The organism is Litoreibacter sp., assembly GCF_039974535.1.
Lineage (GTDB): Bacteria > Pseudomonadota > Alphaproteobacteria > Rhodobacterales > Rhodobacteraceae > Litoreibacter.
Genome location: NZ_JBDWIU010000003.1, coordinates 91,823 through 106,308 on the forward strand (window position 1 = coordinate 91,823; position 14,486 = coordinate 106,308).

9 protein-coding genes are annotated in these 14,486 nt (G+C 54.1%); 6 read left to right on the plus strand and 3 right to left on the minus strand.

Going from position 1 to position 14,486, the window contains the following annotated elements; all coding sequences use genetic code 11:
• The first annotated feature begins 91 nt into the window (after positions 1 to 91).
• Positions 92 to 2,365 (plus strand): ATP-binding protein, encoded by a 2,274-nt coding sequence (locus tag ABJN86_RS01605; protein ID WP_348364523.1) that lies wholly within the window; start codon positions 92 to 94, stop codon positions 2,363 to 2,365.
• Positions 2,366 to 2,372: 7 nt separating this feature from the next.
• Here ABJN86_RS01605 and ABJN86_RS01610 read toward each other — a convergent pair whose 3' ends face one another.
• Complete coding sequence (locus ABJN86_RS01610) at positions 2,373 to 2,987, minus strand: sulfotransferase family 2 domain-containing protein (protein ID WP_348364521.1); 615 nt, start codon at positions 2,985 to 2,987, stop codon at positions 2,373 to 2,375.
• A 180-nt stretch (positions 2,988 to 3,167) separates the two neighbouring features.
• Here ABJN86_RS01610 and recA point away from each other — a divergent pair, with 180 nt between their 5' ends.
• The 3 genes from recA (at position 3,168) to ABJN86_RS01625 (ending at position 7,372) form a co-directional block, all read left to right on the plus strand.
• The gene (gene recA / locus ABJN86_RS01615) at positions 3,168 to 4,262 is read left to right on the plus strand and encodes a recombinase RecA (protein ID WP_348364685.1); all 1,095 of its coding nucleotides are present in this window, start codon (positions 3,168 to 3,170) and stop codon (positions 4,260 to 4,262) included.
• A gap of 169 nt (positions 4,263 to 4,431) precedes the next feature.
• Positions 4,432 to 7,080, plus strand: coding sequence for an alanine--tRNA ligase (gene alaS / locus ABJN86_RS01620; RefSeq protein WP_348364683.1), 2,649 nt, complete (start codon positions 4,432 to 4,434; stop codon positions 7,078 to 7,080).
• A 1-nt stretch (position 7,081) separates the two neighbouring features.
• A complete protein-coding gene (locus tag ABJN86_RS01625; protein WP_348364520.1) occupies positions 7,082 to 7,372 on the plus strand; it encodes a DUF1330 domain-containing protein in 291 nt (96 codons plus the stop codon).
• Between the two features lie 56 nt (positions 7,373 to 7,428).
• On the opposite strand, the gene ABJN86_RS01630 is transcribed toward ABJN86_RS01625, so the two are convergent.
• The gene (locus ABJN86_RS01630; RefSeq protein WP_348364519.1) at positions 7,429 to 9,837 is read right to left on the minus strand and encodes an FAD-dependent oxidoreductase; all 2,409 of its coding nucleotides are present in this window, start codon (positions 9,835 to 9,837) and stop codon (positions 7,429 to 7,431) included.
• A 184-nt stretch (positions 9,838 to 10,021) separates the two neighbouring features.
• On the opposite strand from ABJN86_RS01630, the gene ABJN86_RS01635 reads away from it, so the two are divergent.
• Both ABJN86_RS01635 and ABJN86_RS01640 read left to right on the plus strand, forming a co-directional pair.
• Positions 10,022 to 11,578: a right-handed parallel beta-helix repeat-containing protein gene (locus tag ABJN86_RS01635; protein WP_348364517.1), complete on the plus strand. Its 1,557-nt coding sequence runs from the start codon at positions 10,022 to 10,024 to the stop codon at positions 11,576 to 11,578.
• Between the two features lie 98 nt (positions 11,579 to 11,676).
• On the plus strand, positions 11,677 to 14,088 hold the full coding sequence (locus ABJN86_RS01640; protein WP_348364516.1) for an FAD-dependent oxidoreductase: 2,412 nt from the start codon (positions 11,677 to 11,679) through the stop codon (positions 14,086 to 14,088).
• Here the strand turns inward: ABJN86_RS01640 and ABJN86_RS01645 are convergent.
• Positions 14,085 to 14,447 carry a DUF1304 domain-containing protein gene (locus ABJN86_RS01645; protein WP_348364515.1) on the minus strand — a complete coding sequence of 121 codons (363 nt, stop codon included), beginning with the start codon at positions 14,445 to 14,447 and terminating at the stop codon, positions 14,085 to 14,087. The two genes, ABJN86_RS01640 and ABJN86_RS01645, sit on opposite strands and share 4 nt — an antisense overlap.
• Positions 14,448 to 14,486 lie beyond the last annotated feature (39 nt).

Below are 14,486 nucleotides of genomic sequence, written 5' to 3' on the forward strand. Positions count from 1 at the left end.
ATATCACCTGTTAATGGCCGCTTAATGGTTATGCAGGAAGATTTGTGAAGTTGATTCTTGTGGGAGTATAGGTGTGGGCCGAAGCATCGGAATGGGCGACATCAGACGTCGGATGCGTCACGGCTTTTTCCCTTGGTCACGAGAATTGATTGCAATTGGGGCTGTCACGGCATTGGCGCTTATTGCAATTCCGGACGTAAAGATTGCATTCCTAATATCGATGTCCTGTGTGGTAGCTTTGCTATCTTGGAAGCTTATGGTCCCTAAAAGGGCCGACACCGTACTGACCGAGGATTTCATCTCCTATGACGAACGCGCCGTTTTCGTCACCAATTCAAGCGGATATGTGATTGCTAAGAACTCGGCAGCCGAAAAATTACTACCCGTTGATGGTGTGCAATCCTTGGATCAAGCATTGGCTCACTTGATCAGTAACGCCAGCGCCATTGCATTCCGCCTCCAGGCTAAGGCCCATAAAGCTGGCGCAGCACATGAGGACGTCGTCACAAGGCAAGGGAGTTTCAGAATCTCCGCCCACCGCATTGCAAATTGCGAAAACTTGATCTGGCGCATGCATGCACAAATTGAGCAATCAAACCCCGGACATGCTGCGGATCGATTGTCTTTGCCAATGTTCACAGTCGGGGGCTCAGGTAGCATTCTATACATGAATGATCCTATGCGGAGGCTGGTTGGTGGGCGCGCTAAAACATTAGATGAGGTTTTCACTGACGTTCCGCTAAACTCCGGCCAAGCAGCGATAGTTGCAGGGCAGGAGGGGCCGACGGATGTTATGGCAATCATCGTGCGTGGCTCTTTGGGACGGACAGAGTACTTTCTCGCGCCTCTAACTGATGTTAGCGCCCCGGAAACCACGATGGCGCAGTTAGAGGATTTTCCAATCGCACTGTTGGAACTCGACGTGTCCGGTCAGATTGTAGACTCAAACAAAAACGCGCGCAGATTGTTGGATTTAAGCGAAGAGCCTGCCAATACGTTTAGTGATTTGATTGAAGGTCTTGGTCGACCAATTTCCGACTGGCTCTCAGAGGCTGCGGAGGGGAAGGGCTTGCATCGCCCAGAAGTGTTAAAATGTAAGCGCGGCCCCGAAGAAATGTATGTGCAAGTTTCCATCGGACGAGTTATCCGAGGTGGGGAAGTGTCGCTTATTGTTTTGTTGAATGATGCTACTGAATTGAAGTCTTTGGAAAAACAATTTGTTCAAAGTCAGAAAATGCAGGCCATTGGCCAACTTGCGGGCGGTGTGGCGCATGACTTCAATAACCTATTGACGGCTATTTCAGGTCATTGCGACCTGTTGATGTTAAGACATGATCCGGGTGATAACGATTACTCAGATCTTGAACAGATAAACCAGAACGCCAACAGAGCAGCATCACTCGTTGGTCAATTGTTAGCATTTTCGCGCAAGCAGAACTTGCAACTCGAAGCACTCGATATGCGCGACACGCTGTCTGACTTGACCCACTTGCTGAATCGTTTGGTGGGGGCGCAAGTTACTCTTTCGTTGTCACATGACCCAAATCTAATGGCTGTTCGAGCTGATCGACGACAGCTTGAGCAAGTACTGATGAATTTGGTGGTTAATGCGCGAGATGCATTGGGCGGGCAGGGAAAAATTGGAATTGAAACGAGGAACGTTAAGTTATCTTCTGATTTGCGCCGAGATCGCGCAGTTGTTCCAGCAGGAGACTACGTGATTGTCAAAGTTAGTGACGATGGGTGCGGTATTCCTTCAGAGAAACTACCCAAGATTTTTGAGCCCTTCTTCACGACCAAAAAAACAGGGGAAGGGACAGGCCTTGGCCTATCTACGGCTTACGGAATCGTGAAGCAGTCCGGGGGGTATATTTTTGCAGATAGTGAAGTGGACATGGGAACTAGTTTTACGATCTATTTCCCGACTTACGACAAACCTGTCGTGACGGTAGAAGCGGCGCAACCGCCGGCTGCACTTTCATCCACACGTGAAGATGGAGTCGTTTTGCTTGTTGAGGATGAGGCGCCAGTAAGAGCGTTTGCTAGCCGTGCATTACAGTACAAAGGATTTCAGGTCGTCGAAGCCGATTGCGGGCAAACTGCTTTGGATTTGCTAAAAGACGATGCTTTTAACATCGATATCGTGCTTACAGACGTGATAATGCCGGGGTTGGATGGCCCTGCTTGGGTGAAAGAAGCGCGAAAAATGCGGCCAACTCTTCGCGTGGTGTTCATGTCAGGCTATGCAGATGGCAGCGCTGTTGAAGAACAGCTTACTTCATCTGATTCGACGTTCTTACCTAAACCGTTTTCCCTGGATGAATTGACGAGCACTGTTCGCAAGCATCTGGCGCCTGCGGCGTAAATTATCGTCATGAGATTGACAAAGGACCATCTTGTAAAGCCTGATAAATCTCATAGTCCAGTTTGCATTCTGAGATGAGTTGGTCGCGCAATGACGAGGAAAGAACCAATTTTAGATGTTGCGATTGATTTACCGACTTAAGTGCTATCGAACAATTTAAACGGCGTTCCATAAATTGGACTGCTGATGTGAAGTCGGAATAGGCAAAAAGGTGGTTGACCAAAAGATCGCCTCCTGCGTCGGTTACGAAGCGAGATTGTCGACCAACTTGTGCATACGGAGGCTGATTGTGGTTTAGGTATGCAGATACGAACTGATCAAAAGTGACATTTTCAGTACTATTTGGATGGCCGCTTAGGGCCGATCGTTGGCGGTACCGGTACCAGCTACCGAGCCACTCTTCGGGTTCTCGAACGATTGCCATTGTCTCCAATGGTGCAAGATCTTTGCGCTCAAACAGCCTGCGAAATTTTTTCTCGAAGCTGCGGGCATTGGTATGTTTGATGCCCGGAGGGTCCCTAAATGTAGCGGAGGCTTTCCCTCCCAATGCTCTCTCCAATGCGGATGTTCCGGTTTTGGGGACCGCTAAATAGGCGAGCCGTTGGGCGAAAAAGATCATCATGGAAGGGTGTGTCCAGCTTATTTTATTGAAGTTTAAACTAGTCCTTAACCCTATGTCTGAAAAGATGCTGGAAGAATTAGCTTGATATGTTCTTATTTTGTACCCATAAAGATGAGAACAAGAAGAGAACGTAAGCAGTCATTGCCGCAATCTGGGTGGTGTGAAATAAGGGACGAAATCATGGCAACAGCAGAACTCCTTAAAATGAACGCAAAAGATCAAAACAATAAACAAAAAGCACTGGATTCGGCGCTCGCTCAAATTGAGCGTCAATTCGGTAAAGGGTCTATCATGAAGCTGGGTGGCGAGAATGCTATTCAGCAAATTGAAGCAACGTCGACCGGTTCTTTGGGACTGGATATTGCACTTGGGATAGGCGGTCTGCCCAAGGGGCGAATTGTTGAAATCTACGGTCCAGAATCCTCTGGTAAGACGACTTTGACACTGCATTGCGTTGCCGAAGAACAGAAAAAGGGTGGTGTTTGCGCTTTTGTAGATGCTGAACACGCTTTGGATCCACAATACGCTAAAAAGTTGGGCGTTGATCTGGATGAACTGTTAATTTCGCAACCCGACACGGGCGAGCAGGCGTTGGAGATTGTTGATACGCTGGTACGTTCCGGTGCGGTGAGCATGGTCGTCGTGGATTCGGTTGCGGCTTTGACGCCTAAGTCGGAGCTTGAAGGTGACATGGGCGACAGCTCGGTTGGTGTGCATGCCCGTTTGATGAGCCAAGCGATGCGTAAATTGACCAGCTCCATCGCGCGATCCAATTGCATGGTGATCTTCATTAACCAAATCCGGATGAAGATTGGCGTGATGTTTGGCAGCCCTGAGACAACAACCGGTGGTAACGCGTTGAAGTTTTACTCATCGGTTCGCTTGGATATCCGCCGCATTGGCGCCCTGAAGGACCGCGATGAAATTGTTGGTAACCAAACCCGTGTAAAAGTGGTGAAAAACAAAGTTGCGCCACCGTTTAAGCAAGTCGAATTTGACATCATGTATGGCGAAGGCATCTCAAAGATGGGTGAACTGCTTGATCTGGGTGTCAAAGCTGGTGTGGTTGAGAAATCCGGATCTTGGTTCAGTTATGGCGATGATCGGATCGGGCAAGGCCGTGAGAACGCGAAGAATTTCCTTAAGGAAAACAGCCATATTGCGCTGGATATCGAGGATAAAATTCGCGCGGCACACGGACTTGAGTTCGATATGCCAGAAATTGAGAAAGGCACACATGCTGATGATGACAAGGACGATCTTGTTGAAGAGTAGTCTCTCAGTGTAGTGTGGCTGTTAAGCCAATATCGATGACGAAGAATTCGAGAGGGACAGTCAAAGGACTGTCCCTTTTTTCATGCGTATTGGGCTATTCGTCACGGATGGGTTTACCTGCACGGCGAGGGGGGATATTTGCTGGTATAAACAACGCAAAGTGATCCAGATGCCAAGCCTGAACGACATCCGCTCGACCTTCCTTCACTATTTTGAGAAGCAAGGACACTCCGTACAAGCCTCCAGTCCTTTGGTGCCGCGCAATGACCCGACGCTTATGTTTGCGAACTCGGGGATGGTGCAGTTTAAGAACCTGTTTACCGGTGTTGAAACGCGTGACTACCAGCGTGCAACAACGGCGCAGAAATGTGTGCGGGCAGGGGGTAAGCACAACGATCTGGACAACGTTGGCTACACGGCCCGCCACCACACATTTTTCGAGATGTTGGGGAACTTTAGTTTTGGCGATTACTTCAAGGATGAGGCGATTGCTTTCGCGTGGGAGCTGATCACGCAGGACTTTGGTATCGACAAAGACCGCTTGTCGGTGACCGTTTACCATACTGATGATGAAGCCTACGACATCTGGAAAAAGCTGGGTGTGCCCGAGGAGCGGATCATTCGCATCGCCACATCGGATAACTTTTGGCAAATGGGGCCAACCGGTCCTTGCGGTCCATGTACCGAAATCTTCTATGATCACGGCGAACATATCTGGGGTGGCCCTCCGGGTAGCCCGGAGGAAGACGGTGATCGTTTTATTGAGATCTGGAACATCGTTTTCATGCAGAATGAGCAATTCGAAGACGGCTCTATGAGTGCGTTGGATATGCAAAGCATCGATACCGGTATGGGGTTGGAGCGGATCGCAGCCCTCATGCAAGGCAGCCACGACAACTATGACACCGACCTGTTTAAGGCACTGATCGAGGCTTCGGCTAATGCGACGTCCACTGATCCGTTTGGCGACCAGAACGTACACCACCGCGTGATTGCGGACCATTTGCGCTCCACTTCCTTCCTGATTGCGGACGGCGTGATGCCATCCAACGATGGTCGCGGATACGTTCTGCGCCGCATCATGCGCCGCGCGATGCGTCATGCGCATTTGCTTGGGGCCAAGGATCCTGTGATGCACCGATTGGTTCCGTCGCTTGTTGGTCAAATGGGGGCTGCCTACCCGGAATTGGGTCAGGCTCAAGCTTTAATCGAGGAGACACTGCGCGCCGAGGAAACCCGATTCAAACAAACATTGGAGCGTGGTTTGCGTCTGCTTGACGATGAACTTGGTGGACTGACGGAAGGCGCTGACCTTCCGGGTGCCGCAGCGTTCAAGCTTTATGACACCTTCGGATTCCCGCTTGATTTGACGCAAGATGCGCTTCGTGAAAAAGGTCGCGGCGTTGACGTCGAGGGCTTTGATGCTGCCATGTCCGAGCAAAAGGCTAAAGCCCGCGCGGCGTGGTCCGGCACTGGCGAAGCCGCGGATAGCACCATTTGGTTTGATATTGCCGACACCCACGGCACGACCGACTTCCTTGGCTACGACACCGAGGTGGCGGAAGGCCAGCTTTTGGCAATCCTTAAAGACGGTACGCAAGTTGACGCTGCAAAGGCCGGCGAGACCGTGCAATTGGTCTTCAATCAAACACCATTCTACGCTGAAAGTGGCGGCCAAGTCGGTGACATTGGGACGGTGAAGACCGACACGGGCGCTGGCACTGTGACTGAGACGCGCAAAGCGGCTGGCGTATTTATCCACTTCGTCGATGTAACCAAGGGCGAATTCAAGGTCGGCACAGGGACCGAACTTGTGGTCGATCATGCGCGTCGTAGCTCTATTCGTGCGAACCACTCGGCGACGCACCTGCTGCATGAAGCGTTGCGTGATGCCTTGGGCGATCACGTTGCTCAGCGTGGCTCGTTGAATGCAGATGATCGTCTTCGGTTTGACTTCAGCCATAGTAAGGCCCTGTCAGCTGATGAATTGAGGAAGGTTGAGGCCGATGTGAACCTCTACATTCGTCAAAATTCCGCTGTTGAGACGCGTATTATGACACCAGACGACGCGCGTGAGATCGGCGCGCAGGCTTTGTTTGGTGAGAAGTACGGTGATGAAGTACGTGTTGTTTCTATGGGCAAAGCGTCGACGGGCAAGGGCACGGACGGCCAAACATACTCGTTGGAACTGTGTGGCGGTACACATGTGAAGCAAACCGGTGACATTGGTTTGTGCGTTATCCTTGGCGATAGCGCGTCGAGTTCTGGCGTTCGCCGGATTGAAGCTCTCACGGGGCAAGTCGCTTTTGATTACCTGCGTGGTCAGGCAGACATCGTGAGCGCTGCAAGCGGTGAGTTGAAAACCACCTCGGATCGTCTTGTCGCGCGGATCAAAGGCGAAGCATTAAAGCTCAAAGAGTCCGAGAAAGAGAACGCACAACTGCGCCGTGACGTGGCGATGAGCGGCGGGGCGGCACAAGTCGCTGACGAAGACGTCAACGGTACGGCCTTCTTCGCGCAGGTTCTGACTGGAGTGTCTGGCAAAGAGTTGCCTGCGTTGATCGATGAGCACAAAGCCCGCATGGGATCTGGCGCAGTTCTGTTGATCGCTGATGCGGACGGCAAGGCTGCAATTGCCGCAGGTGTAACGGATGACTTGACCGACAAGCTTTCTGCTGTTGATCTGCTGCGTGCAGCGGTTGCGGAGTTGGGTGGAAAAGGCGGCGGTGGTCGCCCATCTATGGCTCGCGGCGGCGGCGAGAGTGCCGAGAATTCGGACGCAGCAATCAGCGCGGCCAAGGCCGTCATTGGAGGATAGAATGCCAACAGCTTTGTGGATCGCCCATGTGAAAGTAACGGACCCTGAACGCTATGCCAAATATGCGGCAGGTGCGACGGGCGCAATTGCGGAGCATGACGGTGTGTTTTTGGCGCGAAATGGCGCGTATGAGCAGCTAGAAGGTAATGATCGGGCGCGCAATGTCGTCGTCCGCTTCCCATCGCTTCAACGAGCACATGAGTGTTACTATTCAGATAGTTATCAGGCCGCATTAAAGCACGCTACGGGCGCTGCGGAACGCGATTTGGTGATCGTCGAAGAGCACGAGTAGACGTAGCTACCCTAGACATTTAAAAGCCCGCTAAGATCTCCTTTGGCGGGCTTTTTTCAACCGCGCATGCGCGCGCCATCCGCATCAAATGGTGGTGTGGTCATCAGTTTGGCTGAGCGCATTTCGCCTAGGATTTCAATTTCCACCTGTAGCCCTTCCTTGACCTTCTCACGTGGGATCAAAGCCAATGCGATTGACTTGGCTGAATGATGCGCAAAGCCGCCGGATGTGCAAAACCCTTGGACTTGGCCATCTATGAAGACCGGCTCATAGGCCACAACATCGGCGTCGTTTGCGTCCACCTCAAAGGCACAGAGTTGGCGATCTGGGGGAGTTTCCCGCTCTGCCTCTGCTGCGGTTCTTCCAATAAAATCAACGTCTTTCTTGAAACTGATAAAGCGATCCATGCCCGTTTCAGCTGCCGTATAATCGGGCGAAAACTCCGACAACCACGAGCCGAAGAACTTGTCTAAACGAAGCGACATCATGGCGCGCATGCCAAATGGTGTCAGACCTTTGGGTTGGCCTTCGGCCCATAGGGTTTCCCATAATTGGCGTTGATCCATTGGGTTGCAGTAGATTTCGTAGCCCAAATCACCTGTGTAGCTGACGCGCTGCACGCGGCATGCCACTTGGCCCACGGTCATATCTCGCACGTCCATAAAGCGCATAGCCGTCACGTCGTCGCGGGTGCAGGCCTGCAATATCTCGCGAGACAAAGGGCCCGCAATTTGGAACCCAGTAAGCGCGTCGGAGATGTTTTCGACTGTGACGCCGTCCACTGCGTGCTGTTCAAACCAGCGCTTATGGTAGGATTGTGAGCCGTAGGATGCAGTGAGGTAGAACTCTGCCTCGGAGGTGCAAGAAACGGTGAAATCTCCTATCAAGCGCCCCTTATGGGACAACATTGGCGTGAGCGACAACCGCCCAGCCTTGGGAATGCGCCCCGCCATGATCCGGTCAAGCCATGCGCGTGCACCTGCTCCACTGATGCGGAACTTGCCAAAATTTTGCACCTCATTGATCCCAGCTTTGCTGCGTACGGCCGTGACTTCACGCGCGGTTGCTTCAAACGCGTCGGAGCGGCGGAAGCTTGGGGTCTCAAACGTCGGCTCGTCGCCTTGGGCAAAGTAGTTGGCGACCTCTAGGCCGAATTGTTGGCCCCAAACTGCACCCATCTTGGTGAAAATGTCATACATCGGCGTCGTGCGGTGGGGACGCGCGGCTGGTAGTTCCTCGTTGGGGTAGCTGACCGAGAAGCGGCGTTGGTAGTTTTCGATCACCTTGGGGCGCGTGTAGCCCGGCGTGATCCAATCGCCAAACCGCGATACATCCATGGCGAAGGTGTCGCGCTCGGTTTCACCCTCGATCATCCATTGGGCCAGCATCAAGCCGACTCCGCCACCCTGCGAGAACCCCGCCATGACACCGCAAGCGGACCAGTAGTTGCGCAAACCGGGGACGGGGCCGACCAGCGGGTTGCCGTCAGGGGCAAAGGTGAAGGGCCCGTGGATCACGGATTTGACGCCCGCGCGTTCCAACACGGGGAAGCGTTTAAAGGCAAAATCGATGCTGTCTTCGATCTTGTCGAAATCGTCGGGCAGCAACTCGTGCCCGAAGTCCCACGGCGTGCCATCAACCGCCCACGGGCGGCAAGGCTGCTCGTAAAACCCGATGCACAAGCCGCGACCTTCTTGGCGCAAATAGCTTTCACCAGCGGGGTCCATAACGTGGGGGTGTTCTTCGTCGCGTTCATATATCTCGGGGGTTTCCTCGGTCACCAGATATTGGTGCTCCATCGGGTGCAAAGGTAGGTAGACCCCCGCCATCGCTCCCACTTCACGCGCCCAAAGACCTGCGGCGTTGACTACGTGTTCCGCGTGGATTGTGCCCTTGTTGGTGATCACATCCCATGAGCCGTCGGGGCGTTGCGTTGTGGTCTCTACCTTCACATGGGTCTCAATTGTAGCACCTCCCATGCGGGCGGCCTTGGCGTAAGCGTGGGTCGTGCCAGACGGATCAAGATGCCCATCCAGAGGATCATATAACCCACCAATGATGCCGTCAGTGTTGGTGATGGGGGCAATCTTGGCGATGTCTTCGGGGGTGATGATTTCGGTCTCAAGCCCCATGTAGCGGTGCTTGGCCCGCTCCGCGACGAGCATATCAAAGCGGTCTTTGTTGTCGGCCAAGGTCACACCGCCCACATGGTGCAGCCCGCAAGACATGCCGGTGATTTCCTCTAACTCGCGGTAAAGCTTGATGGTGTAGCCTTGCAGCGCCGCCATGTTCGTATCGCCATTTAGCGTATGAAACCCACCAGCCGCGTGCCACGTAGAGCCTGACGTCAGATCAGAGCGTTCCAGCAGCAAGACGTCGGACCAGCCTAACTTTGTTAGGTGGTACAAGACCGAACATCCGACAACGCCGCCGCCAATGACGGCTACTCTGGTGGTGGTTTGCATCTAGGGTGGTCCTTCTCTGATTGAGCTGTTTTTAGTCTGGCTCAGGGGGCTTTGGGCGCGCTGTCCCGAATGCGACTTATGGTGTCGTGTCTTTGCTAACGGAGGCTTATTGGCTGGAAGGGCTGCGTCTTTTGACTGTATCATTTCAATTAGAATTCATCCACGAATACCGAAGGACCCCGCAGTGAAATACGTGATTGGAATTGGAACCATGCTTATCGCGTTGGCGGGGGGATGGTTTGTGCTGTCTCCGACGCCCGTGGATCGGCCGGAATTTGATCTGTCCCGCATACCGGTCGCCGAGCCGGAGGGATGCGATTTTGTAATCCAGCCAAAGTGGTTCGGCGAAAACAAGGGCGTCATCAGCGCCGCAGTCGCTGAGGCGCAGGAGGGTGCGCGTATTTGTGTGGGGGCGGGCGATTATGTGGATGCGATCCGGGTTGATAAGCCGCTTAGCCTCATCGGGTTTGGTGCGAAACTGCCTCTTATCATCTCCAACACCCCTGCCGATGTGGTGCAATGGCACGCAGACGGCGGCACGTTGGAGAATGTGTTGCTCTTGCAGGCAGGCGGAGTTCCAAGCGGCTCCCCAGTGACGGGACAAAATGGCGGTGCAGCCTTCATTATTGGACAGCCGGATTATTTCAACGACGAGACGCATTCGGGGCTGACCATCATAAACAGCCGCGTATCCATGACAAATGTGGGGATCCAGAATGACGTGTTTTCTGGGGTCTTTGTCAGCGGGCCTAAGGCTGAGGTGCACATGTCGAACTCAGCAGTTTCAAAGAATGCCGAGGCTGGGATTCTGATGATCGGACAGGCCTCCGTTTCGCTGCAAGACACAACCATTGCAGACAACCGCAATGAAGGGATCAGGTTGGATATCGGCGCGCAACTGACGGCCACGGGGCTATTGGTAAAAGGCAACGGAGGCAGTGCTGTGTACAGCCAGAACAATGCGACGTTTGAGATTGCTGGCTCTGTCTTCCAAAACGGGCGTGCTGCGGGAATTTTGATGGGGCACAGGGCAGGGCCTGCGTCAGTCTTTGACACCGAAATCAGCGGGTACCCCGGCCTTGGTGGGATTGCGATGCGGGGAGGGCAGGATTTGGCGCTTCGCGGAGTGAGTGTTTCTGGCGGGGCCACTGGTATCTTGTGCCTGCCCACTATTTCAGGACCCGACAGCCAACCGCAGCGCATTGAGATGCGAGACAGTAAAATTTCGGGAAACAGCCGTTGGGGGGTGTCCACGTCTAGGATCTGTGATGTCCGGATTGGGAACAGCACGATTGCCAACAACAAAGCCGGCGGCATTGAAAATGGCGGTGTGTTGGTCTTGTCAGGGTCCAGCGTCAGCCAGAATGGCGACAATGAATGGGCCGCGGGCATTACGACGGGCCATGTGTCGGTGCTGAAGATATCTAAGAGTACGATCGCAAACAACAGATGGCACGGATTGCTTTTGAAAAGCGGTGCGGCGGTCGAGGTTGAGACCTCACAGATTACCAACAACCAAGACACAGGGGTAATCGTGCCAGTGTTGAACAACTCGGAAGTGAGCAGACAGCAGCAAGGCATGGAGGCATTAATCGCGCGACACGGGCTCAGTGACCTGGGATCAGACATCGTATTTCGCGACGTCGAGATCGGCCCGCACGCGGTCGCCCCTTGGCGGTATGACGAGGGATACGTCCCAGACCCGTCAGACGTGAAGGCCAATGTGGTCGGGCTAAACTAAAGATGTCGCAGTGAGCAAAGCATTTGTCGTCGCAGGGCAGGTTTTTCTGTCGCTGCAACGCCTAGGGTTGGGGTGAACCAGAAAAAGGGATGCTCCTCATGAAAACCCATGCGCAAGCCGTTGTTATCGGGGGTGGGGTCATTGGGTGCTCGATCCTATATCACCTGACCAAATTGGGTTGGACGGATGTGGTTTTGCTGGAGCGCGACGAGTTGACCTCCGGCTCTACTTGGCATGCAGCGGCGAATATTCACGGGCTGCACGACAACAACAACATCACCCGAATCCAGAACTACACGATGGATTTGTACAACGCGCTAGAAGCCGAGACGGGGCAATCTTGCGGTGTGTTCCAGCCCGGATCACTTTATCTGGCGCAGACGGAAGCGCGGGAGCACCAGCTTCGATTGCAAGCGGCCAAAGCAAAATATTACGGGCTGAATTTCTTTGAAGTAGACCGCGCAGAGGCCGAGCGTCTGCATCCATTGGTCAACTACGACGGCATCCGCTGCATCATGTATGAGCCGTCGGGGGGCAATGTGGACCCCTCGGGCGTCACCAATGCCTACGCCGCAGGGGCGCGTCAAAACGGTGCGGAAATACACCGCTTCACCCCTGTGACCGCAACGGACCAACAGTCAGATGGCACATGGGTCGTGAAAACGCCGAAGGGCGATATCGTGACACCGGTGGTTGTGAACGCGGCGGGTCTTTGGGGGCGTGAAGTGGCCGCGATGGCGGGGATTGAATTGCCGCTACAGCCGACTGAACATCAGTATTTTGTTACAGAAACCATTCCTGAGATTGCTGCCTTGACCGACCGCCTGCCATCCGTGGCCGATCGTGACGGCGAGTATTACCTGCGCCAAGAAGGGCAGGGTTTGCTGGTTGGTGCCTATGAGAAAGATCTTCGGTTCTGGGCCGAGGACGGCACGCCACCCGACTTCGGGCATGAGCTGTTTGCCGACGACTTAGAGCGGATCGAAGACAACATGATGCGCGCGATTGACCGCGTACCAGTGGTCGGGACGGCGGGCATCAAGCGGGTCATCAACGGCCCAATGATCTGGTCGCCGGATGCGAATGCGCTGTTTGGGCCGGTGCCCGAGTTGAAAGGATATTTCTGTTGCAATGGCATCATTCCAGGGTTCTCTCAGTCGGGTGGCTTGGGCTCGCTCACGGCGGAATGGATCGTCACTGGCGAGCCTCATTTGGACATGTTCCCGTGGGATATGGCGCGCTTCGGGGCTTGGGCGGATAAGAAGTTCACCAAGGCCAAGGTCGGGGATCAATATGCCAATCGTTTCTCGATCCATTTCCCGAATGAGGAACGTTCGGCGGGGCGCCCCGCCCGCGTGCGCCCGATCTATGAGATGCAACAAAAGATGGGCGCGGTCTTTGGGCTGAACTACGGCTGGGAGCATCCTTTGTGGTTCGCGGAAACCGCTGGGGTCACGGACACCAACGGCTTCACCCGCCAAAATTGGTTCGAACCTGTTGGCAAGGAATGTCGGATTCTGCGGGATAAGGCGGGGATCATCGATATCTCCAACTTCGCGAAATACAGTGTCAAAGGGCAGGGTGCCTCTGAGTGGTTGAATGCGGTCTTTGCCAACAATATGCCCAAGGCCGTGGGGCGGTCTTGCTTGACGCCCTTGATTGGTGTGAGGGGCGGGATAGCGGGGGACTTCACCGTCACCAAACTGGGCGATGAGGATTTCTTGGTCATCGGCTCAGGCATGGCGGAGCGTTACCACCAACGGTTCTTCAACATGGTGCAGCGACCCGACGCGGTGTCTTTCACATCGATGACCGAAAGCATGTGCGGCTTCAACGTGGCCGGACCAGAAAGCCGCGCGATGTTAGCGCGGTTGACCAATGCGTCGTTGGAGACGGAGGATTTTCCTTTCATGCGGTCCCAACAAATCACCCTTGCTGGGGTAGAACTGATTGCTTTGCGGGTGTCGTTCACTGGCGACTTGGGCTGGGAGTTGCATTGCAAAACCGAAGATCAACAACGTCTGTATGAGGCGTTGATTGATACCGGCAAAGAGTTTGGCGCAGGCCCAGTTGGGTCTCGGGCCTTGATGTCGCTTCGGGTCGAGAAGGGCTACGGCAGTTGGTCACGCGAATACAGCCCCGAGTATTGGCCGCAAGAGGTGGGCCTTGATGCGTTGATCAAAACCGACAAGGAGTTCTTGCACAAAGCCGCTTACATGGATGTGAAGGACAACGCCCCGCGCGAACACTTAAGCATCATTGAGGTGCTTGAGGTGGACCAAGCGGATGCGACGGGCGGTGAGCCGATTTTTCTGCCAGACGGGACACCCGTTGGGCGCGTCAGTTCGGGCACTTACGGCTACACTGTAGGTAAGTCGCTGGCGCTTGGGTTCTTGAAAGGTGTCGAGGCTGGGGCTGAAGTGGAGGTGATGATCCTAGGTCGACCCCACCGTGGTATCGTGTTGGCAGAGCCGCCGTTTGATCCCAAAGGTTGGAAGCTTCGCGCTTAGGTCAGATATACTGCCAATAGGGCTGCAACGGCTGGGACGGTTTGCACATAGATGATCCGCTTGGACACTGTTGCGTAGCCGTATGCGCCCGCGATGGCGACACAGAGCAGGAAGAAGGTGGCAACATTCGCCCCCCAACCCGGCGCTTGGATCAGCAGCGACCAGATCAGGCCTGCGGATAGGAACCCGTTGTAAAGCCCTTGGTTGGCAGCCATCGATTTGGTTGGCTCAAACAGATCTTTCGGGAAGCTCGCAAAGATTTTCGGACCACGAGATGTCCATGCGCACATCTCGAACCAAGTGATATAGGCGTGAAGGGCGGCGATCAGAGCGACAAGGATCATGGCTAAAATGGACATAGGAATGCTCCGGTATGTTGGGGAAAAGAGACGCCGACG

Bases quoted from the DNA above. Each gene is read 5' to 3' on its own strand.
- ABJN86_RS01605 (WP_348364523.1), top strand. From the start codon at position 92: ATGGGCGACATCAGACGTCGGATGCGTCACGGCTTTTTCCCTTGGTCA.
- ABJN86_RS01645 (WP_348364515.1), bottom strand. From the start codon at position 14,447: ATGTCCATTTTAGCCATGATCCTTGTCGCTCTGATCGCCGCCCTTCAC.
- ABJN86_RS01625 (WP_348364520.1), top strand. From the start codon at position 7,082: ATGCCAACAGCTTTGTGGATCGCCCATGTGAAAGTAACGGACCCTGAA.
- ABJN86_RS01630 (WP_348364519.1), bottom strand. From the start codon at position 9,837: ATGCAAACCACCACCAGAGTAGCCGTCATTGGCGGCGGCGTTGTCGGA.
- ABJN86_RS01640 (WP_348364516.1), top strand. From the start codon at position 11,677: ATGAAAACCCATGCGCAAGCCGTTGTTATCGGGGGTGGGGTCATTGGG.
- alaS (WP_348364683.1), top strand. From the start codon at position 4,432: ATGCCAAGCCTGAACGACATCCGCTCGACCTTCCTTCACTATTTTGAG.
- recA (WP_348364685.1), top strand. From the start codon at position 3,168: ATGGCAACAGCAGAACTCCTTAAAATGAACGCAAAAGATCAAAACAAT.
- ABJN86_RS01610 (WP_348364521.1), bottom strand. From the start codon at position 2,987: ATGATGATCTTTTTCGCCCAACGGCTCGCCTATTTAGCGGTCCCCAAA.